Genomic DNA, 21,178 nt, shown 5'->3' with positions numbered 1-21,178 from the left:
TTCATGACAGACAACAAGGCAATTTCCCGGGAAACCCTTGAGTCGATGCTCAAGGCCATCAACATGGGCGTGCTGCTGGTCGATCATGACTGCAAAGTGCTGTTCTCCAACCACTTCATGTCCATCAACAGCGGCCGCAGCGCCGAAGAGCTCGTCGGTCGCACGCTGTTCGAAGTGTTTCCGGAACTGCCCGAGGTCTGGACCCGGCAGAAGATCAACAGCGTCGTCACGCTGCAAAACTTTGCGTTCACCTCCTGGCAGCAACGGCCGCACCTGTTCAACTTCGAAAGCACCCGGCCGATCAGTGGCTTGGTCGGGCACATGTATCAGAACTGCACGTTCTTCCCGGTGCAGGACGCCGATGGCGGCAGTCTGGGGGTGGGCCTGGCGATAAGCGATACGACCGATACCGCTGCCCGCCAACTCGAACTGACGCACCTCAACGAGTTGCTGGAAGAGGAAAAGAGCGCCCAGGCGCTGCTGATCGCACGGCTCGAGGAGGCTCAGGCGCAGTTGCTGCAGTCCGAGAAAATGGCAGCGATAGGCCAGCTTGCGGCGGGCGTGGCCCACGAGATCAATAACCCGATCGGCTTTGTGTGCTCCAACGTCAACAGCCTGCGGCGTTACCTGGTGGATCTTTTCGCATTGCTCGACGCCTATGAACAGGCCAGTGACGAAAAACATGCGCAGGCTCATCCCGAGCTTGCGGCCATGCGGGACAAGGCGGATTACGACTTCATGCGGCAGGACATCGACGAGCTGATCGTCGAGTCGGTCGAGGGGCTGGACCGGGTCACTCGTATCGTCAAGGACCTGCGCGAGTTCTCCCATGTCGACAGCTACGAATGGCAGTTGGCCGATCTGCACAAGGGGCTGGATAGCACCCTCAACGTTATCTGGAACGAGATCAAGTTCAAGGCTCAGGTGATCAAGCGCTACGGCGATATCGAGCCTATCGAGTGCATGGGCTCGCAGATCAATCAGGTGTTCTTGAATCTGCTCATCAATGCGAGCCATGCCGTGGGCGTTGATGGCGAAATCATCATCAACAGTGGCAGGGAAGACGGCGGTGTGTTCGTCGAGGTCGTCGACAACGGTCACGGCATCCCGCTGGACATCCAGAACCGGATATTCGAACCGTTCTTCACCACCAAGCCGGTAGGCATGGGCTCGGGCCTGGGCCTGTCGCTGTCGTACAGCATCATCGTCAAGCACCATGGAAGGCTCACCGTCGAAAGTGAACCGGGCCGGGGCAGTTGCTTCCGTGCGTGGCTCCCGTTACGTCAGCCCCAGGTACAGGCCCACGCTACCTCTGCCGTTGAAGGATGCTGAGCATGAACACCACCGAGTTGAGCGAAAAACGCTACACCGTCATGCTGGTGGACGACGAAGAAAGTATCCTCAACAGCCTGCGCCGCTTGCTGCGTGGCAAGCCTTACGATTTGCTGCTGGCCACCAGTGGCGCGCAGGCGCTGAACCTTTTCGAACTGCACCCCATAGACCTGATCGTCTGCGACGCGCGCATGCCGTTCATGGACGGCCCGACCCTGCTCCGTGAGGTGCATAAGCGCGATCCGCACTGCATGAATATCCTGCTGACCGGTTATGCCGACATGAGCATGATCACGCAGGCACTCAGCGATGGGTACATTTTCCGCTACATCAGCAAACCCTGGAAGGATGAAGAGCTTCAGCTCACCCTCGATGAGGCTTTGGAAATGCAATGTGTGCTGCGTGAACGTGACAACCCGAAGAAGCTCATCAGCGAATAGTGGCTCGACAGCTTCGGCGCCTCACGGTTTTTGATAAATCGAAGGCGCCACCAGCTTGAACGCATCGCTGACGCCGTTCAGGCTTTCCGAATGACTGATCATGAAATAGCCGCCACGTCGCAGGAATGGGAGCAGGCGACTGACCACTTTTCGCTTGGTCTCCTGATCAAAGTAAATCATCACGTTGCGCAGGAAAATCACATCGAATTCGCCCAGTTGGGGCAGGGTTTCGATCAGGTTGACTTGCACGAAACTGACCCGCTGGCGCAGGGATTTATCGATCAGGAAGGTACCTTCCTGCTGGCCGATGCCCTTGAGGCAGTATCGACTGAGCAAGGACTGCGGCAGTCTGTTGGCGCGTTCCATCGGGTAATGCCCGTTCCGGGCCTTGGCCAGTACCTGGGTGCTGATGTCCGATCCGATGACCTCCCAGGGCGTGCTGCGCAGGGTTTCGGCAAGGGTCATGGCCAGGCTGTAAGGTTCTTCGCCCGAGGAGCTGGCCGCGCTCCACACCCTGAAGGTCTTGCCTGGCGACGCGAAGGGCAATACCCGTTCGCGCAGGAACTCGAAGTGCTTGGGTTCACGAAAGAAATACGTTTCGTTGGTGGTCAACAGGTCCAGGGCGAACTGCAGTTCGTCGGGGTTCTCCTTGCCCATTATCATTTTGAAATACGCGCCGTAGCTCTCCAGTTCATGGAACTGCAGGCGCTTGAACAGACGCCCGGCAACCAGGGCTTTTTTCATGGGTGACAAGTGGATGCCCGCTGCACCATAGAGCCAGGACTGGAACTGGGTGAATTCACGATCTTCAAGATTGATCTGTTTCAATCCGAACTCCTTGTTCGTGACTTACAGCTCCTGGAGGCTGGGGCTGTCACCGGCGTCCGCCAGTTGAGACATTTCATCCATCGACAACACCTTGTCCACCTGCAAGACGATGACGAACGTGCCGGCGACCTTGGCCATGCCGCTGATGAAGTCAGGGCGAATGCGCGCGCCAAAGCTGGGGGCTGGCTTGATCTCGTCCGCCGGAATTTCCAGTACCTCTGACACACTGTCCACCAGAAGCCCGATATCCTGGGGCTGGTGGTCCTCGCTGCTGGCTTCGAGGATCACCACACAGCTGCGTCGAGAGACCTTCGTGCAGGGCTGCCCGAACCGTGCCTTGAGGTCCAGCACCGGCACCACGGCACCTCGCAGGTTAAGCACGCCGCGCACGAAGTCGGGCATCATCGGCACCGGAGTCACGTGTCCGTACTCGATGATTTCCTTGATGCCCTGGATATCGATGGCGAACATTTCGCCGCCCAGCAGGAGCGTCAGGTACTGCGCCTCCTGCTTTTGAATCGCCGTCGTCTGTCGGGTATCGGTTAACGCGCCCATGTCGCTCTCCTGCATGAAAAAAGCACCGCGTCCGGTTTGCGCTCAGAACCGCGTGAACTCGCTTTCGTCGGGGCCTGCGCTCTTGAGGAAGGTTTTCTGCGGGACCGCTCGCGGTGCCCGCGCCACCGCACGCGATACGCTGCTTGCCTGGCTGGATTTGCCCAGTGTGACGTTCGATGCCTGATCGCCTGCGTCCAGCCTGAAAAAACTCATGGCCTGCTGCAACTGTTCGGCCTGGGTACTCATTTCTTCGGCGGTGGAAGCGAGCTCTTCGCTGCTGGAGGCATTTTGCTGAGTGACCTGGTTGAGTTGGTTCATCGCCGAATTGATCTGCGCCACGCCGGCTGCCTGTTCTTCGGAGGCGGCCGTGATTTCCTGGACCAGATCGGAGGTCTTGTTGATCGACGGCAGCATCTCGCCAAGCAGATGGCCGGCCCGTTCGGCCATTTCGACACTGCTGGTGGACAGCTCGCCTATTTCCAGAGCCGCCACCTGGCTGCGCTCGGCCAGTTTGCGCACTTCGGCCGCCACCACCGCGAAGCCCTTGCCATGTTCGCCGGCTCGTGCCGCTTCGATGGCGGCGTTCAAGGCCAGCAAGTTTGTCTGGTAAGCAATGTCATCGATGATGCTGATGCGTTGCGCGATTTTTTTCATCGCCTGCACCGTCTGCTGAACAGAGTCGCCGCCGTCTCCTGCTTCCTTGGCCGCCTTGCTGGCCATGCCGTCGGTTATCTTGGCGTTCTCGGTGTTCTGGTTAATGCTGGCACTCATTTGTTCGATGGACGCACTGGTTTCTTCGACGCTTGCGGCTTGTTGGCTGGTGGTCTGGCTGATGGCCTGGGCGGTAGCGCTGACTTCCTCCGACGCGCTGGCCAGACCGTCGGCGGCATTGCGCACCTCACCGATAATCTGCGAAAGCTTGCCAATCATTGCCTGCATCGCCGTGAGCACACGCCCGGTTTCGTCCTTGGAACCACCTTCGATCTTCACGGCCAGGTTACCTTCGGCCAGTTGGCTGGCCACATCCACGGCCCTTTTCAGCGGGGTGGAAATGATGCGTGAAATAAACAACGCCAGCGCGATACCCACCAGCAAAGCCACGAGTACCGCGGCGATGATGGACAGTCGCGCATTGGCGTAGATTTCGTTACCGCGTTGATTGGCTGCCGTGGCTCCGGCGTCGTTGAGGTCGATGAGTTTTACCAGGTCGCTGGAGATCTGTTCGAAGTCCCGTTTCGAATCCCCTTTGAGAATGACACTGGTCTGTTCCTTCAAACCCTGCCGCGACTCGGCCAACAGGTTCTTGCTGGTGTTGAGGTAGCTGTTCCAGTTGGTCTTGAGCGTATCGAACAACGCCTGTTCCGCCGGGCTTGAGATCAGCTCTTTTTCATAGCGCGCCATGCGGGTCTCGACTTCCTTGCGGGCATCGACGATCTCCTGTTCATATTGCGCCTGTTCCGTCGGGCTGTCGGCCATCAGATAGCGCAGTTCCTTGACCCGATAGTTGGCGACAAAAAAACGAATGCCGGAGACAACCCGCACCGAAGGCAACCAGTTGTCGCGCATCTCAGCGGCAGTTTCGTTAACCAGGCCCAACTGGATGATGGCGAACACGCCCGTCATGGCCGTCAGCACCAACACCAGCAAGAACGAAGTGATGAGCTTGGTAGCTATCCTTAAATCGTAGAACCATTTCATTGAAAGGCCTCTCCATGTGCGGTGCGGTTGGCTGAATTGCCGGGTTTGCTATCGTTCGAGGAATAAACAGCGGTTTGCCCAGGCGTTTGCTGGGCGCGTTGTCTGGTTGTCGGTGCGCCAGCCGCTCAATAGCAGGGCGCACGCGCCACAGGCAGCGGGTACGAGCGATAAGCGGAAAAAAGTGCGAGCCTGAGGAAGCGGCTGCAAGTTGCCGTATGACGACATAGGTTCCTCCCTGAATCAGTAAATAGCGATCCTTCTCACATCAGCCTATCGGCTCGGGCCAAGATCAACTTGAGCGCAGAACAGGTCAGTCGTCGGTCAGCGGTAAAATAATTCGGTTTTACCGGGGCGGTAAGTAAGGGCTGTAATAAAAAACGGCCCGGCAGCGGTGATTTATATAATCGGTAGACGACTGACGGAGGCGTGGCGTTATATAAATAGCGCGCAATCGCCGCGTGCGATTCCTTCAACGTCATGATTGCCTCCTAGTTTCTTTGTCCTATCCAGGTTTCTAAGGCCTTGGAACTCATAGGTTTTTCTATCAAGTAACGCTGCAGAACTTCTTGGTTTTCTACGCCTTCTGCAACGACTCGGTAGCCGATATTTTGAAGTTATGCAGAATACGCTCGCAAATTTGCTCAGGGCCCGGCTCATTCATTGAGAATGAAGCCGAATCGCGTCGGACTGATTTTATAAAGCAAGCAATTATTGGGTAGCACTTTTGTAGGCGCGACGTTATCGTCAGGATCACGTCTTGTGCACAGATATAACCCGGTGCCTTGACTATATCGTTGAGGACTTTCGGCGTAATGACGTCGACTGCGTCAATCTCGCATGCGCTGTTTACCCGGTTCGTTTGATGTATATCTTCCTCAAACCTCAATCGATTAAACAACCCGGTGGGTTGGTCTACGAAGTTACGAGCGCGCATGTTGCAGATACGCATCATGACCCGTTCAGCGAAGTCATTGAGCATGCCTCTGTCCAAATCGCCCATGGGCGCGCGCGTGACAGTTTTTAGCCTTTCAGCTTCATTCGACGGAATAGGAGCGCCTTCGCCCATGATGACCCTCGCAATTGCTTGGTTCTATCTACAAGGTATCAGGTGATGATGTCATTATGATATCATTTTTTCGTTCGCTGCAACGCTCAGCGGTCTGCGCCTCGGCGGTGCGGGTGAGCACAGACAAGAGGTGATGCAAAACCCGCGACGGCCCACAAGTATTGACTTGGATCATCTCCTGTAGCGCCTTCTCTTCTATCGTGCTGCAGCTCTTTGAAGCCTGATATTGGGCTACAGTTCGAGCAAAGGATTGAGTCGTGGGTCTGAAGGCGCTTTAACGCGAGATAGACAAGTTGGCGGTGAGGGGCCGTGCTCTCGTAAAAAGGTCAATGTTCAGGCGTTTCCGATTTCCAGCGCTGCGTAGAAGGTTGCTAGGCGTTTTACCCGCCTTGCAAATATCGTTAAGTCCGTTCAACGACCGAGGGCACAGGGATGATGGCTCGCGACGCACAGGCAGTGGCTGACGACGATACGTTGCGAACCCTCGAGAGTGTGCTCGGCTGTCTGTCCATTGCGGTTGTGGCGCTGGACCGCGCCGCTCGGGTTGTCGCCGGCAATCCCGCGTTCGCCCAACTGCAAGTTCAAAATGGCGTTTCTCCGGCAGCGGGCGGCGAGTTCATAGCCCTCCTGCGGCCCGAAGACCATGGGCTGTTTTATGCCGCGCTGGAAACGGCCGCAGGGAACACGCGGGCTGGTTTCGCGGCATTGAGCAGAGGGGCGTGCGGGTTGGACGTCTCCCTGACGCTGTGGCGCGATGCGTATTTTATTGTCGAGGTCGTTGCCCGCCAGGGCGCGTCGGCCCCGTCATCCGAAACCGAAAGCTACGCGCAGATCCCGCTCAGGTCGATTTTCGATTCCTCCGGTACCGGCCTGGCGCTGGTGTCGCTGGACGGTCATTGGCTACGGGCCAATGGCGTCATCTGCAGGTTGCTTGGGTATAGCGAAGCGCAGTTGCAAACCACCACGTTCATGGCACTGACCCACCCCGAGGACCGCGAGGTCGGCAAGCAGTTGATCGACGAACTCAAGCGCGGTGCAAGGTCGGGCGCGACGTTGCATAAACGCTATATCCATCGCGACGGGCGGGTGGTGTGGGCGCGGTTGACCGTGGGAATGGTGCGGGACGATCAGGGGCAGCCGCTCTGCTTTGTGTCCCAACTGGAGGACATCACCGAGAACTGGCAGCTGCGCGAAACGCTGGTGGGCAGCGAACTCAAATTTCTCACCCTCGCGGAAAGTTCACCCAACATCATCGTGCGCTACAACCGCAACCTGTTGCGCACTTACGTCAACCCGGCCTTTTTGCGCTTGACCGGCATGTCTTATGACGAGTCGATAGGCGTGAGCCCCGACGAGGATGCGGGTGACTATATCAACCAGCTGCGCCATGTCGTTGCGACGGGCGAAACCGCGCAATTCCTCGACAGTTGGACCTTCGCGGACAGTACCGAGTTGGTCAGTTGTGCGGTCAGCCTGACGGCCGAGCGCAGCCCGACAGGCGAGGTGATCGGCGTGTTGGCGCTGGCCCACGACATTACCGAGTTGTGCAAGCAACAGGTCCTGGAAGACGCGCGCTTGGGGATTTTCGAAAAAATGGCGACGGGCGCGCCCCTGGAAGAAACGCTCGGGCTCCTGGTGGACTATCTGCAATTGGCCTTGCCCCATCGGTCCTGCCGGGTGCAGTTGGTAGCGCCGCTCGGCACCGGCGCGGTGATGAATACGGCGTCTGCCGTAGGCTGGTCCGAGCCGATCGTGGACAAACAAGGCCATGTGCTCGGCACTTTCGAGTTGTCCCAGGCCTCCGGCACCGGGCCGGATGAGAGCGACATCCTGCGCGTGCGCCAGACCTGTCATATTGCGGCGATCGCGATCGAACGCTGGCAGTCAGAGTCGTTGCTCCGCGAGCGCGAGCGTCGTTACCGTGACATTTTCGACCATACCCTGGACATGCTTTGCCTGCTGGAAATGACGGCGGTCGGTTGCCTGCGTTGTGTCGAGGTCAACCCGGCGTTGTTGCGCGCGCTGGGCAAACCGCATGCCGACGTTATCGGTGAGCCGCTGGAGTTGATCTTTGGTCGGTTGGGCGCGCAAAAAATCCAGGCGCTTTGTGAGCAATGCACAAGCGCCGGGCGGGTGGTTGAGTCGGATGAGGGCATGGTGCTTCGCAACGAAGTCCGTCAACTGCACTTTACGCTGGTGCCGGTGGCGGATTCAGGGCGTGTGGCGGCGCGGATATTGGTGATCAGCCGCGACATTACCCTGTTGATCAGGGCCCGGCAGAAAGAACTCGGACGCCAGCACGACATCAGCGCACTGGTCGAAAACAGCCCGGACGCTATCGCTCGGTTGAGTGCTCATGGCGAAGTGCTCTACGTCAATGCGCAGCTGCGAAGATGGGTGGGCGGGGCCTGGCCGGAACTGATGGGCATGCCCATGGACGCGGTGGCGCCGCTGAACCACCAGTCTCAGCTGTTTCGCGAATTGGTGGCCCAAGTGATTCAGGAAAATAAAGCGACGGAGCAGGAGTTTCTGCTCTCGGGGTTGAAGAGCGCACCCAAAGTGGTACTGATCCACTTTGTTCCAGAGGTCGACGGCCAGCGGGTCGTGAGTGTGCTGGCGGTGGGGCGCGATATTTCCAGGCTGCGGGCTGCCGAGCGGCGCCTGGCCAACTCCAATGCACAATTGCGCGATCTGTCGACCCGTCGCGAAACGGCGCGGGAAGAGGAGCGCAAACTGATCGCCAGGGAGATCCATGATGAGCTGGGCCAGCACTTGACGGCACTGCGCATGGGGATATCACTGTTGAGGTTTCAATTCGGCGCCTCGACACCCGAGCTGACCCCGCAGGTCGAGCGGCTGATGGTGCTGACCGACAAGACGATCCAGGTCGTGCGTGATGTCTCCACCAGCCTGCGACCGTCCGCGTTAAACCTGGGGCTGGTTTCCGGTCTTGAGTGGCTGACCACCGAGTTCGTCACCTTGACCCGGGTTCCCTGTGTGTTACACCTGCCGTCGATTCCCCTGACGCTCCCCGATACCCACGTCACCGCCGCGTTTCGCATCGTGCAGGAGTCGTTGACCAATATCGCGCGTTACGCCGAAGCGACACAGGTCAGCGTCACCCTGAGCCCGCAGGAAACCAACTGGCTGCTGGAGGTCCAGGATAACGGCAAGGGGTTTGACCCCGACGCCGTCACCCGGCAGACCCTGGGGTTGGCCGGGATGCGTGAGCGTGGCCTGATGTTGGGCGGCAAAGTGATTGTTTTCAGCCATCCCGGACAGGGCACAACAGTCCAGGCATTCATTCCGATGCACAAGGATACGTATTAATGATTCGCATGCTGATCGCCGATGACCACACCATCATGCGCGAAGGGCTCAAGCAGTTGTTCATGCTGGTCGCCGATGTCCAGGTGGTGGCCGAAGCCGAGAGTGGCACGCAAGTGATCGAGCTGTTGCGCCAGGTCGAGATCGACCTGCTGCTGCTCGATATGAACATGCCGGGTATCAGCGGCGAAATCCTGATCGCCCGCCTGCATACCCAGTACCCGGAGCTGCCGATCCTGGTGTTGAGCATGCATAACGAAATCCACATTGCGCAACGCGCACTGCGCGCCGGTGCGCTCGGCTACCTCACCAAGGACCGCGACCCCGAGACCCTGTTGGTTGCCATGCGACGAGTGGCCAGCGGCCAACGTTACCTGGACCCGGCGCTGGCAGAGCAGATTGCCCTGCAAAGCAGTGGCCTGAAGCAACAGACCTACGTTGAAAGCCTGTCCGATCGCGAGTTTCAGATTCTGCGCTTGCTGGCTCATGGCATGAGCGTCAACCAGATCGCCGAGCAGTTGGTCATCAGCAACAAGACGGTCAGCACCCACAAGACCCGGCTCATGGAAAAGATGGGGTTCGGCTCTACGGCGGACATTGTGCGCTTCGCCATGACCTTGGGTATTTCGTGAACAACCCCCTTGTGTAGGGATTTTCCTACCTTGGTTGCCGGTATCCCTACCCTGGAATAGGGATGGTCCGATGGCCGTGGTGCCATTATTGGGCCAGTATCCCTCTCAAGCAATCGAACTGCCGATCAACCGGCGACGAGATGCTTCGATTGGGAGACAGACCGTGAGCGAACAGACCACACCCCCCTCGGCTGCTTTGATAGTGTTTCCGGTCGCCTTGGCCGGTCTGCTCGGAGGTCTTGCGGTTGCCTACAGCAATGACTTCAGCGCATGGGCTGTGGCGGCAGGGGGCGCGTTGTTGGTGCTGTGCGTTGGCTTGGGCCTTTGGGCAAACAGATGCTTCCAGGCGCATTGCAACAGCCTGCAACGCCAGCTCGATCAGCCGCCCGAGGTCTCGGCGACATTGGCCGTCGATAACGGCCTGGCAGACGTGTGCCTCAGCGTGCTTCCCGTTTGGTCCAGGCAGATCGAAGCCGCGCGCCTGATCAGCGAAACGTCCATCCTCAAGCTCAGCGAACGCTTTGGCACGCTGTCATCGAACATCAGCCACAGCGTGGCCAGCAACGGCGGGCAAGATGCTTCCCAGCAATTGGTCGACTTGCTGGAAGTCGGCCAGCGCGACCTCAATTCCATCGTGCTGGCTCTGCGCTCCGCGCTCTCCAATAAAGAGAGCGAACTCAAAGAAGTCCTGCAGCTCTCCGGCTTCACCGAACAACTTCAGCAGATGGCCAAGTTTGTCGGTGACATCGCCAGTCAAACCAACCTGCTTGCCCTCAACGCCGCCATCGAGGCCGCGCGCGCCGGTGAGGCGGGGCGAGGTTTTGCGGTGGTCGCCGATGAAGTGCGCAAGCTGTCGAGTATGTCCGGCGAGACCGGGCGCAAGATCAGTGAAACCGTGAATACCGTCAATGCGGCCATTGCCCGCACGGTGCAAATGTCCCGCCACCACGCTGAACAAGACACTTTGACCCTCGCGGATTCGGAGCGTGTGGTCTCGCAGGTCATCGAACATTTTCGCGGTACCGCCCAGACCCTCGTGCGCAACAGCCATGACCTGCAACAGCAGAGCGCCAACGTCGCCGACGAGATTGCCCAGGTGCTGGTCGCCTTGCAGTTCCAGGACCGCGTCAGCCAGATGCTGACGCTGATTACCCGCGACCTGGATAAGCTCCAGCAGCAATTGGACGAGCGCCAGGCATCGAGCCTGAGCGGGCATACCCTCAGCCCGATGGTCAGTGATCGTTGGCTGCAAGAGCTTTCAACGGCCTACACCATGCCGGAGCAACACGCTATCCATGGCGGTAACACGCACGCCAAGTCCGATGACAGCGAAATCACCTTTTTCTAGAGGAGCTTTTCCGATGAGCAAAACCATTCTGATCGTCGACGACTCCGCCTCCATTCGGCAGGTGGTCAGCATCACTCTCAAAGGCGCGGGTTATGACGTGATCGAAGGCTGTGATGGCAAAGATGCGCTGAGCAAACTGGACGGACGCAAAATCCACCTGATTGTCAGTGACGTGAACATGCCGAACATGGACGGCTTCAGCTTCGTCAAGGCGGCCAAGCTATTGCCGGCCTACAAGTTCACGCCGGTCATCATGCTGACCACCGAGGCCAGTGATGCGATGAAGCAGCAAGGCCAGGCCTCCGGTGCCAAGGCGTGGATGGTCAAGCCCTTTCAGCCGGCGCAAATGCTCACTGCCGTCTCCAAGTTGATCCTGCCATAGCAATGACCAGCGACCGCTGGCCAGGAGGTTTCCATGAAAAGCACCGTACCGATGCTACGTCGAATCCAGGTCATGGAAGGCCCCCTGACGATCTACACCGCCACTGAACAAAAAGACCTGTTGTTGTCGTTGTTTCCGCTGGCGCATGAGGTTGAGTTGGACTTGTCCAATGTCGACGAACTGGACAGCGCCGGTCTGCAATTGTTGATCCTCATCAAACGCGAGTCGCTCAAGGACGGAACGCAGCTGTTGCTGAGCAACCCGAGCGCGACCGTAATCGAAGCAATACGGCTCAGCGGTCTTGACGACTACTTCGCCAATCCGCTTTTCGCCCAGTCGCTTGGAGCATGATCGTATGGCCCAGCCCATGAACATGGATGACGTGCTGCAGACTTTCATTGCCGAGAGTCGCGAGCTCCTGCTGCAAATGGAAGACGCACTGCTGCAGATCGAGAGGTCGCCGCAGGACCTCGACACCATCAACGGCTTGTTCCGCGTGGCCCACACCATCAAAGGCTCGGCCGGCTTGTTTGGCTTGATGCCCATCGTTGAGTTCACCCATGTCGCCGAAAGCGTCCTGGACCGGGTCCGCAGCCTGGAAGTGCGCGTCGACGAGGCATTGAGTGCGTTGTTTCTCGATGCCCGTGACCATATCGGCCAGTTGATCGACCTGCTGGCCGAGGATGGCAACCTTGACCGATTGGACGAACCGCTGCGGGTCCAGGGCCAATGCCTGGGCGAGCGGCTCGCGCAGTACCTGGAAGGCTCGGTGCCGAGTGCTTCGCCCGCTCCAGCCACGTTGCCGGCGGACGAGCCGGGCGCAAGTCCCGGCCACTGGCACTTGTCCCTGCGCTTTGGTCCGGATGTATTGCGCAACGGCATGGACCCGCTGGCGTTCCTGCGTTACCTGAGCACGTTGGGGCAGTTGCTGCATACCGTCACACTGTGCGAGGGGTTGCCGCCGTTTGCGTCGATGGACCCGGAAACCAACTACCTGGGCTTTGAACTCGCGCTGCTCAGCGATGCCTCGCGGGAGGTCATCGACGGGGCCTTTGATTTTGTGCGCGATGACGCGCTCGTCCAGATCCTTGCACCGCAAGCCTCTGTCCAAGCCTGTCGCGCGCATCTCGACGGATTGCCGGAAGACAATGCCGTGCTGCTTGAGCTGCTGGTGCGTTGCGGCACATTGACGGAGTCCCAGGCCCTGCTCGTCACCCAGGAGGGTGAGCAAGCTCCGGTCGAGATGCGCGGCGAGCTGGACGCAGTACCCGATTCAGTCGCGCCGTTGATCAAGGCCGGCAAGGGTGCGGCGAGCAACGAAGGCAACCTGATCCGCGTCGATGCCGCCAAGCTGGACCAACTGATCAACCTGGTTGGCGAGCTGATCATCGCCGGCGCCGGAGCCAACCTGGTGGCAGTGCGTAGCGGAATTGGCGAGATGATCGAAGCCACCAGCCTGTTATCGCGCTTGGTGGAAGAGGTGCGTGACTCGGCACTGACCCTGCGCATGGTGCAGATCGGCGCGACATTCACGCGCTTCCAGCGGGTGGTGCGCGACGTCTCCAAGGAACTGGGCAAGGACATCGTGCTGCAGATCGGCGGTGGCGAGACCGAGTTGGACAAGACCGTCGTCGAACGTATCGGCGACCCGTTGACGCACTTGGTGCGCAACGCCATGGACCATGGCATCGAGGCTGTGTCGACGCGCCTTCAACGGGGCAAGCCGGCCCAGGGCACGGTACGCCTGAATGCCTACCACGAGTCCGGCAGTATCGTGATCGAAGTGTCGGACGACGGCGGTGGCCTGGCCAAGGACAAAATCCTGGCCAAGGCCCGCGAGCGTGGCCTGGTGGGGGACGGCCAGCTACCGGCGGATAAAGACATCCTGAACTTGATTTTCGAGCCGGGCTTCTCCACCGCCGACCAGGTCAGCAACCTGTCCGGCCGCGGGGTGGGCATGGATGTGGTCAAGCGCAATATCACCGCGTTGCGCGGCAGCGTGAGCCTCGAGAGCGAAGAAGGGCAGGGCACAACGGTACGGATTCGTCTGCCGCTGACCCTGGCCATCATCGACGGCTTTCTGATCGGGGTGGGCAAGGCTTCTTACGTCATCCCGCTGAACATGGTGGAGGAGTGCATCGAGCTGGCGCCTGGACAGGGCGCAGACACCGGCTACCTGGACCTGCGTGGAGATGTGCTGCCGATCCTGCGCCTGCGGGACATGTTCGATGTGCAAGAACCTCGAGGCAGTCGAGAAAACGTGGTCGTCGTGCAATACGCCGGCTTGCGTGCTGGCTTGGTGGTCGATCGCTTGCAGGGGGAGTTTCAAACCGTGATCAAGCCATTGGGCAAAGTGTTTGGTGAGGCCCATGGGCTCGGCGGGTTCACCATCCTTGGCAGTGGAGCCGTCGCCCTGATTCTGGATATACCCAATTTGTTAGGACACGTTGCCAAGGACGCCACCCACCGTTCGATCCCAAGTCCGTTATCGACTTAATGAGCGTCATCAGGAGTTCCTCGCCATGACCGTTATCAGAAATATCATGCTGTTGGTTTTCACCGCAGTGCTCGGCGTTGTCGTGTTGGGTGGTACCAGCCTTTACCTGGCCGGTGAAATCAATACGAGCGCCAGTTATGCCAACGTCAATACCGTGCCCAGCTTGCTGGAAATCGACCGTGCGGCGGCTGCGTTCACCGACCTTCACGCCCTGGAATGGCAGCGTCTGAACGATTCCGAAAAAAACTTCGTGTCCAGCTATGCGCAGAACGTGGCACAGAACTTCAGCGCGATTGGCAAAGCCCTGGATCACTATGAGGCCGCATTGGTCTCCGACGACCATGACGCAGCACTGTTGAAGCAGTTACGTGGCCGCTTGGGTGAATTCGCGACCCTGCAGGCGCATTTCGACAAGTTCATCGACGACGGTGACCAAGCCTCGGCCCGCGCATTGATCGAGGCCAGCCAGCCATTGCAGAGCGCGGTGCTGACGACGATCGGTGAGCTGCGCGAATACAACCTGGAACTGGGGCGCAAGGGCCAATTGGTTGCCACCGCCACTGAGAAGAATGCCCGCTCCCTCATCCTGCTGGTCAGCGCGCTGACATTTTTAGCCACGGCGTTGGTGGGCGCACTTCTGGGGCGCAACCTGATGCGCCAACTCGGCGGCGAACCGGTGGCCGTGCGCGCTTTCGCCGCTCGCTTGTCAGCGGGGGAGCTGGATGCCAAAGCCACGCTCAAGCCCGGTGACACCACGAGCTTGATGGCGTCCATGCAACAACTGGGCGCGAGCCTGCATGGGCTGGTCGCGGAGATAAACCGCATGTCCAGTGAACACGACAAGGGCGACATCGATGCACAGATCGATGCTGGCCGCTTTCATGGCAGTTACCGCTCCATGGCCCAGGGCATCAACGAGATGGTCAACGGCCATATCAGCGTGAAGAAAAAAGCCATGGCCTGCATCCGCGCCTTTGGTGAAGGTGATCTGTCGGCGTCGCTGGAAAAATTCCCGGGCAAAAAAGCCTTTATCAATGAAAACATCGAGCTGCTGCGCAGCAATGTGCTGGCGTTGATCCATGAGATGCAGCACATGTCCAGCGAGCATGAAAAAGGCGACATTGACGTCATGATCGACGTCGATCGCTTCTCGGGTTCGTACCGCGATATCGGTCAGGGCATCAATCAGATGGTCAGTGGCCATATCAGCGTGAAGAAAAAAGCCATGGCCTGTATCCGCGCGTTCGGCGAAGGCAATCTGTCAGCACCGCTTGAGCAATTCCCCGGCAAAAAAGCCTTTATCAACGAGAACATCGAGCAACTGCGGGCCAATATCCTGGCGCTCGTCGAAGACACCAGCCAGATCAGCGACAGCGCGCTGATCGGCAAACTCGATACCCGGCCTGACGCCGCTCGGCATCAAGGTGATTTCCGCCGCATCATCCTGGGGATCAACGGTTCGCTGGATGCGATCATCGTACCGATTACTGAAGCCATGGATGTCTTGTCGGCGATGTCCAATGGCGACCTGACCCGGACCATCAACGGCGACTATCAAGGCAAGTTCCTGGAACTGAAAAACTCGGTCAACGGCACCGTGGAAAAACTCTCGGAAATCATCGGCGAAGTGCGCGGCTCGGCCGATTCGCTGTCCAGTGCTTCCGAGGAGATCTCCGCCACTGCGCAAAGCATGGCGCAGTCGGCGTCCGAACAGGCCGCGTCGGTGGAGCAGACCTCGGCATCGATGGAGCAGATGTCGGCGTCCATTGCTCAAAATACCGAAAATGCCAAGGTGACCGACGGCATGGCGGGTAAAGCCAACAAGGAAGCCTCGGAAGGCGGTCGCGCCGTGAAGGACACGGTGGCGGCGATGAAGACCATCGCTGAGAAAATCGGCATCGTCGACTCCATCGCTTACCAGACCAACCTGTTGGCGCTCAACGCGGCGATCGAAGCGGCGCGTGCCGGCGAGCACGGCAAAGGCTTCGCGGTGGTGGCGGCCGAAGTGCGCAAACTGGCCGAGCGCAGCCAGATCGCGGCGCAGGAAATCAGTGAAGTGGCCAAGAACAGCGTGGCCTTGGCGGAACGGGCGGGCAACCTGCTTGACGAGATTGTGCCCTCGATCGCCAAGACCTCTGACCTGGTGCAGGAAATCGCGGCCGCCTCGGAAGAACAATCCATCGGCTCTGAGCAAATCAACAGCGCGATGTCGCAGATGAGCCAACTGACCCAGCAAAACGCTTCGGCCTCCGAGGAACTGGCGGCGACGGCTGAGGAAATGAGCGGCCAGGCCGAGCAGTTGCAGGAACTCATGGGCTTTTTCAGCGTACAGAGCAAGCGCGCCGGGCGGACCGCCTCGATGCCCGTGATCAATCGCGCGGCATCCACGTTCGACCAGGATAGCCGTGCGGTGGAGAGCGGTTTCGTCCGCTTCGGGAGCTGACCCATGAGCGCCACAGCCGTTATGCCGAACACTTTGGAGTCAGCGCCGCAGGTCGATGAGCCCTTGCAGTACCTGACCTTCTTGGCTGACCAGCAGATGTATGCGGTCAATACACTGAACGTTCGCGAAATCATCGAATACAACCAGGTGACCACGGTGCCGATGATGCCGACATTCCTGCGCGGGGTGATCAACCTGCGCGGTTCAGTGGTGCCGTTAGTGGACCTCAAGGCACGGTTTGGCAAGGGTGTGACGGTGCTGGGCAGCCGAACGTGCATCGTCATTCTTGAAGCGGCGAAGGAGGGCGAGTCCCAGGTGCTGGGGGTGGTGGTGGACTCGGTCAGCGAAGTGATCGAGATCCTCGATATTGATATCAAGCCCGCGCCGGCCTTTGGTAACCCTATCCGTACCGACTTCATCCGGGGGATGACCAAGGTGCGAGGTGCGTTTGTCACGCTGCTGCAAATCGAGCAGGTGTTGTGTGTCGATGAGATGGCCGGCTTGATGCGAGCTTGACGTGTACGACCGCGCCTCCCGGCGCGGCCGCAAAGTAATCGATGCGAGGTGAGTCATGGCGTTATCCATCGCAAGTCCAGGTAAAGCCACGGTCTCGAGCCCTAGCCAATACCTCACCTTCGAGTTGGGGGATGAGATGTTCGCCGTCGGCACGCTCAACGTGCGAGAGATCATCGAATACGGACCGATCACCAGCGTGCCGTTGTTGCCGCCCAGCATCCGCGGCGTGATCAATCTGCGCGGCGCGGCGGTTCCGGTGCTGGACCTGGGTGTGCGCTTTCGCGGCGAGCGCACGGTGCAGACCTCGAGGACCTGCTTTGTGATCCTTGAGGTACAGGCCAATGCCGGGGGCAAGCCGGTGGGCATCATTGTGGATGCGGTCAGCGAGGTCCTTGAAATCGCCGATCAGGATATCGAACCGTCCTTGAATTTCGGGACCGATGTCAGAGCGGACTTCCTGTTGGGCATCGGCAAATTGGAGAGCGGTTTTGTGTTGTTGCTGGATATCGGTCGCGTGTTGTCCCTGGAACAGGTCGATGTGCTGGCAACCCTTGATCCCTTGCTGCCTTCAACTGCCTGATTGTTTTTTGGGAGTGTCCTCATGAACGTGATTCTCTCCGATGCGGAGTTCCTGCAGTTTCGCACTCTCATTCATCAAATCGCCGGCATCAGCCTGTCGGATGCCAAAAAACAGTTGGTGAGCGCTCGGCTCGCCAAGCGCCTGCAAGTGTTCAAGCTCAATACCTACGGCGCGTACTACAAAGTGTTGATGAAGGACGCGACGGAACTACAAGTGGCGGTCGATATGCTGACCACCAACGAAACCTACTTCTTCCGCGAGCCCAAGCATTTTGATTTCCTGCGCGATGTCGCACTGCCCGAACTGCGTGGCGCCGGGCCTTTGCGTGTATGGAGCGGCGCCTGCTCGAGCGGTGAAGAGCCCTACACCCTGGCCATGGTCCTGGCGGACAGCCTCGGCGGCCGGCCCTGGGAAATCGTCGCATCGGATATCAGCAGCCGGGTACTGGAAACGGCCCGCCAGGGGCGCTACCCCCTCGAAGGCACGCGCGGCATTCCCCAAGCGTTGCTCAACAAATATTGCCTCAAGGGCGTCGGCGCCAACCACGGTTGCTTCATGGTCGAACCGGCGCTGGCGTCGAAGATCGATTTCCAGGCCATCAACTTGAACAATCCGTTGCCGAAACTGGGAATGTTTGACGTGATCTTCCTGCGCAACGTGATGATCTATTTTGACAGCGAGACCAAAGTGCAAGTGGTCAAGCGCCTGGTCAGCCACCTCAAGCCCGGCGGCTATTTCCTGGTCAGCCATTCGGAAAGTCTCAATGGCGTGACCGATGAACTGCGACTGGTCAAGCCTTCGATCTATCGGAGGCCACATGCCTGACACCCCACCGTCCCGCGAGGTGTACCTGAATCCCGGCGAGTGGTTTTTCGGTTCAGGCGCCATTCGGCTGCGCACCGTGCTGGGCTCATGCGTTGCATTGGTGGTCTGGCATCCGCGGCGCTTGTTGGGCGGCATGTGCCACTACCTGTTGCCCCGGCGCGCAGTGAAGAGATCGGCTGCACTGGATGGTCGCTACGGCGATGAGGCGCTCCAATTGCTGCTCGGCCGAATGCACGCGATCAAGGTGCCGCCGACGGAGTTCAGAATCAGCGTGTATGGCGGCGGGGATATGTTTCCGGGGCTGGCGCGTTCGGACAATCACTACGTTGGCCAGCGCAATGTCGAGCAAGCCAGGCACCTGCTCGATTCGCATCAGTTGCGGTGTCACAACTTTCATGTGGAAGGCGTGGGTTATCGAACCGTGGTGTTCGATCTGGCCAATGGCAACATCGAACTCAACTATCTGGCCCTGCATTGGCCACTCAGCAGCCCTCATGGAGAGCGTGCGATATGAGCCTTATCAAAGTACTGATCATTGACGACTCCGCGGTGGTTCGCCAGGTGCTGACGGCGACCCTTGGGCAAGACCCGGCCATTGAAGTGATCGGCGCGGCGGCGGACCCGGTGTTCGCCATGGACAAGATGAATAAGCAATGGCCGGACGTCATCGTGTTGGACGTCGAGATGCCGCGGATGGATGGCATTACGTTCCTCAAGAAACTGATGGCCGAACATCCGACGCCAGTGGTCATCTGTTCCACGCTGACCGAGAAGGGCGCGGCCACCACCATGCAAGCGCTGGCCGCCGGTGCGGTGAGTATCGTGACCAAGCCGCAACTCAATTTGCGTCAGTTCCTGACCGACAGTTCCGATGAATTGGCCGGTGCCGTCAAGGCCGCAGCCCGGGCCAACATGAAACGCATGGTGCCGTCCAGCGAGCGAGCCCCGGTCAAGCTGACTGCCGACGTCATACTGCCGGCGAGCACGCAGGCCATGGCGCGCACCACCGAAAACATCGTCGCCATTGGTACGTCCACCGGCGGCACGCAAGCCCTGGAGCTGGTGCTGACTGCCTTGCCCAGGGTGTGCCCGGGAATCGTGATCGTGCAGCACATGCCGGAACACTTCACCGCGGCATTTGCCGAGCGGCTCAACCGCCTGTGCGAGATCGAAGTCAGGGAGGCGAAAAATGGCGACCGGGTCATTCCCGGTTGTGCGTTGATTGCTCCCGGCGGCAGGCACATGTTGCTCAAGCGCAGCGGCGCCCAATACCTGGTTGAAATCGTTGACGGGCCCCCTGTCAGCCGGCACCGCCCTTCGGTGGACGTGCTGTTTCGTTCGGTCGCCCGCAGCGCCGGCGGCAACGCGCTGGGCATCATCATGACGGGCATGGGGGACGATGGCGCTCGCGGGTTGAAGGAGATGCACGACAACGGCGCGCTGACGCTGGGCCAGAATGAAGAGTCGTGCGTGGTGTACGGCATGCCTAAGGAGGCCTTCAAGCTCGGTGCGGTGGAGCGCGAGTTGCCGCTCGAACAAATTCCAGCCGCGATTCTGCAGTCCATGCACCTGCGCCGCTGACGGTTGATGCTGGTGAACCGAGGTTTTTTGCGCGCCTGGGTCGGGTTGGGCGGCGAGGGGGCTGGCTGCGCCGAAACGGCTTGGGAAGGTGATGAGTTCCGTATCTCAGCAGATGCTCTTCCTACCTGGGCGCTGGAAACTTTCAGCGCGATCAGGAACCGACTCCCACAGTTCTGCCACACAGGATAAGCCTGCTTCCGCTGGTTTGCTTGACGATTTGTCGATCGTCGGGGCGCCTGGAGCGCTGAGGCAAGGCGTCTGATCAAACCGAACTGGAGAACTAAATGTCGGCATCAGTATTCATGCAGTCTGTCGCTCACTCCTCTGATGACAAGTCTTTCAGAGACCCCATGTCCATTGCCGAGCGGTCTATGAGCTCATCGGCCAGCCAGAGCCTGTTCTGGGATTCGTATCACTTCGGCTCAGCATTCGGCAGCACGTCGTCGCGCCCGTACTTCGGCCACGGTCATTATCACTCGGGGCCGCCGCAACGTCCGCTGCCCGATAATGTGCGCCCGAACCCCGGCCCACCACCGCGCCCAACCCCCGAGCGGCCGGACCCGCATTACTCCAAGCAAAGCAATCAGCAACTGGCCCAGGCGCTGCTGAGCAATTACGGCGCGTTCAGGGAAGGGCATTTTTCGCGGCAAGTCACCCTCGAAAGCCTGAAAAAAATGGCCGAGCGACCATTGACCGGCAACCCGCAGATGGACGCCAATATCCGCCTGGCGAAGGAACTGCTGCGGCGTCCCGAGCTGGTACGCGCGCTTGATCGAAACATGAGCACCGGTGCTTCGGATGGCCGCTTGTCCAGGGACGACATTATGAGCGTCATCGGTTCCGATAACCCCTTTAAACTCAAAGACGACAAACAGCTGATCAAGGAAATGCTCGGCCATTTCCAACAGTTGAAGGGCAACGGTCGGGGCGACAGCATCAAGCTCGACAAGCTCAAAGAGTTTGCGGCGCAAGCGTTGACGGGCAACCCCTTCACTGACCATCTCATCCAATTGGCCAAGGAAGTCATGGCCCGTTCGATTCTGCAGGGGCGGATGGACAATGTTGACGAGTGGCAGCGCGACGGCAAGATTTCGCGACGCGAACTGCTGAAACTGCTGCGTTAACTCT

Annotated in this window: 19 protein-coding genes and 2 pseudogenes; 16 read left to right on the top strand and 5 right to left on the bottom strand. The window is 59.3% G+C overall.

Annotated elements, in window-relative coordinates; all coding sequences use genetic code 11:
• Positions 1-3 precede the first annotated feature (3 nt).
• Positions 4-1,332: an ATP-binding protein gene (locus C8K66_RS19345; RefSeq protein WP_017846986.1), complete on the top strand. Its 1,329-nt coding sequence runs from the start codon at positions 4-6 to the stop codon at positions 1,330-1,332.
• 2 nt (positions 1,333-1,334) lie between these two features.
• Positions 1,335-1,772, top strand: a complete 438-nt coding sequence (locus C8K66_RS19340) for a response regulator (protein WP_057004887.1) — start codon at positions 1,335-1,337, stop codon at positions 1,770-1,772.
• 21 nt (positions 1,773-1,793) lie between these two features.
• On the opposite strand, the gene C8K66_RS19335 is transcribed toward C8K66_RS19340, so the two are convergent.
• The 5 genes from C8K66_RS19335 to C8K66_RS19320 form a co-directional block, all read right to left on the bottom strand.
• The gene (locus C8K66_RS19335) at positions 1,794-2,600 is read right to left on the bottom strand and encodes a protein-glutamate O-methyltransferase CheR (protein ID WP_017846988.1); all 807 of its coding nucleotides are present in this window, start codon (positions 2,598-2,600) and stop codon (positions 1,794-1,796) included.
• 21 nt (positions 2,601-2,621) lie between these two features.
• Positions 2,622-3,155 carry a chemotaxis protein CheW gene (locus C8K66_RS19330; protein ID WP_108525675.1) on the bottom strand — a complete coding sequence of 178 codons (534 nt, stop codon included), beginning with the start codon at positions 3,153-3,155 and terminating at the stop codon, positions 2,622-2,624.
• Between the two features lie 42 nt (positions 3,156-3,197).
• The gene (locus C8K66_RS19325; protein ID WP_108525673.1) at positions 3,198-4,853 is read right to left on the bottom strand and encodes a methyl-accepting chemotaxis protein; all 1,656 of its coding nucleotides are present in this window, start codon (positions 4,851-4,853) and stop codon (positions 3,198-3,200) included.
• Between the two features lie 260 nt (positions 4,854-5,113).
• Complete coding sequence (locus C8K66_RS30635; protein WP_132849952.1) at positions 5,114-5,332, bottom strand: hypothetical protein; 219 nt, start codon at positions 5,330-5,332, stop codon at positions 5,114-5,116.
• Between the two features lie 95 nt (positions 5,333-5,427).
• Entirely contained in the window at positions 5,428-5,919 is a 492-nt protein-coding gene (locus C8K66_RS19320) for a hypothetical protein (RefSeq protein ID WP_132849951.1), read from the bottom strand.
• A gap of 435 nt (positions 5,920-6,354) precedes the next feature.
• Between C8K66_RS19320 and C8K66_RS19315 the strand changes: the two genes are divergently transcribed.
• From C8K66_RS19315 to C8K66_RS31010, 14 genes and pseudogenes are all read left to right on the top strand, one after another.
• Positions 6,355-9,249 carry a PAS domain S-box protein gene (locus C8K66_RS19315; RefSeq protein ID WP_256590968.1) on the top strand — a complete coding sequence of 965 codons (2,895 nt, stop codon included), beginning with the start codon at positions 6,355-6,357 and terminating at the stop codon, positions 9,247-9,249.
• Positions 9,249-9,878, top strand: coding sequence for a response regulator transcription factor (locus C8K66_RS19310; protein ID WP_017846992.1), 630 nt, complete (start codon positions 9,249-9,251; stop codon positions 9,876-9,878). Before C8K66_RS19315 ends, C8K66_RS19310 begins: the two co-directional genes overlap by 1 nt.
• Positions 9,879-9,948: 70 nt before the next feature.
• Positions 9,949-11,226 (top strand): methyl-accepting chemotaxis protein, encoded by a 1,278-nt coding sequence (locus C8K66_RS19305; RefSeq protein WP_371928145.1) that lies wholly within the window; start codon positions 9,949-9,951, stop codon positions 11,224-11,226.
• 13 nt (positions 11,227-11,239) lie between these two features.
• The gene (locus tag C8K66_RS19300; RefSeq protein ID WP_017846994.1) at positions 11,240-11,608 is read left to right on the top strand and encodes a response regulator; all 369 of its coding nucleotides are present in this window, start codon (positions 11,240-11,242) and stop codon (positions 11,606-11,608) included.
• 33 nt (positions 11,609-11,641) lie between these two features.
• Complete coding sequence (locus tag C8K66_RS19295; RefSeq protein ID WP_017846995.1) at positions 11,642-11,959, top strand: lipid asymmetry maintenance protein MlaB; 318 nt, start codon at positions 11,642-11,644, stop codon at positions 11,957-11,959.
• 4 nt (positions 11,960-11,963) lie between these two features.
• Positions 11,964-14,105, top strand: a complete 2,142-nt coding sequence (locus C8K66_RS19290; protein WP_108525667.1) for a chemotaxis protein CheA — start codon at positions 11,964-11,966, stop codon at positions 14,103-14,105.
• A gap of 25 nt (positions 14,106-14,130) precedes the next feature.
• Positions 14,131-15,648, top strand: a pseudogene (locus tag C8K66_RS31360) (MCP four helix bundle domain-containing protein); the annotation flags it as partial.
• A gap of 60 nt (positions 15,649-15,708) precedes the next feature.
• Positions 15,709-16,548, top strand: a pseudogene (locus tag C8K66_RS31355) (methyl-accepting chemotaxis protein); the annotation flags it as partial.
• A 3-nt stretch (positions 16,549-16,551) separates the two neighbouring features.
• Positions 16,552-17,064 carry a chemotaxis protein CheW gene (locus C8K66_RS19280; RefSeq protein WP_226926074.1) on the top strand — a complete coding sequence of 171 codons (513 nt, stop codon included), beginning with the start codon at positions 16,552-16,554 and terminating at the stop codon, positions 17,062-17,064.
• A 55-nt stretch (positions 17,065-17,119) separates the two neighbouring features.
• Positions 17,120-17,644 (top strand): chemotaxis protein CheW, encoded by a 525-nt coding sequence (locus tag C8K66_RS19275; protein WP_026140027.1) that lies wholly within the window; start codon positions 17,120-17,122, stop codon positions 17,642-17,644.
• Between the two features lie 21 nt (positions 17,645-17,665).
• Complete coding sequence (locus C8K66_RS19270) at positions 17,666-18,469, top strand: protein-glutamate O-methyltransferase CheR (protein WP_108525665.1); 804 nt, start codon at positions 17,666-17,668, stop codon at positions 18,467-18,469.
• Positions 18,462-18,983, top strand: coding sequence for a chemotaxis protein CheD (locus tag C8K66_RS19265; RefSeq protein ID WP_046384050.1), 522 nt, complete (start codon positions 18,462-18,464; stop codon positions 18,981-18,983). Before C8K66_RS19270 ends, C8K66_RS19265 begins: the two co-directional genes overlap by 8 nt.
• Positions 18,980-20,050, top strand: coding sequence for a chemotaxis response regulator protein-glutamate methylesterase (locus C8K66_RS19260; protein WP_017847002.1), 1,071 nt, complete (start codon positions 18,980-18,982; stop codon positions 20,048-20,050). The genes C8K66_RS19265 and C8K66_RS19260 overlap by 4 nt, the downstream gene beginning before the upstream one ends.
• 371 nt (positions 20,051-20,421) lie before the next feature.
• The gene (locus C8K66_RS31010) at positions 20,422-21,174 is read left to right on the top strand and encodes a hypothetical protein (RefSeq protein ID WP_017847003.1); all 753 of its coding nucleotides are present in this window, start codon (positions 20,422-20,424) and stop codon (positions 21,172-21,174) included.
• The last annotated feature ends 4 nt before the right edge of the window (positions 21,175-21,178 follow it).

Source organism: Pseudomonas sp. GV105 (genome assembly GCF_003058185.1).
Lineage (GTDB): Bacteria > Pseudomonadota > Gammaproteobacteria > Pseudomonadales > Pseudomonadaceae > Aquipseudomonas > Aquipseudomonas veronii.
The sequence above is the reverse complement of the archived record's forward strand: the minus strand, read 5'-3'. Positions and strand labels throughout refer to the sequence as shown.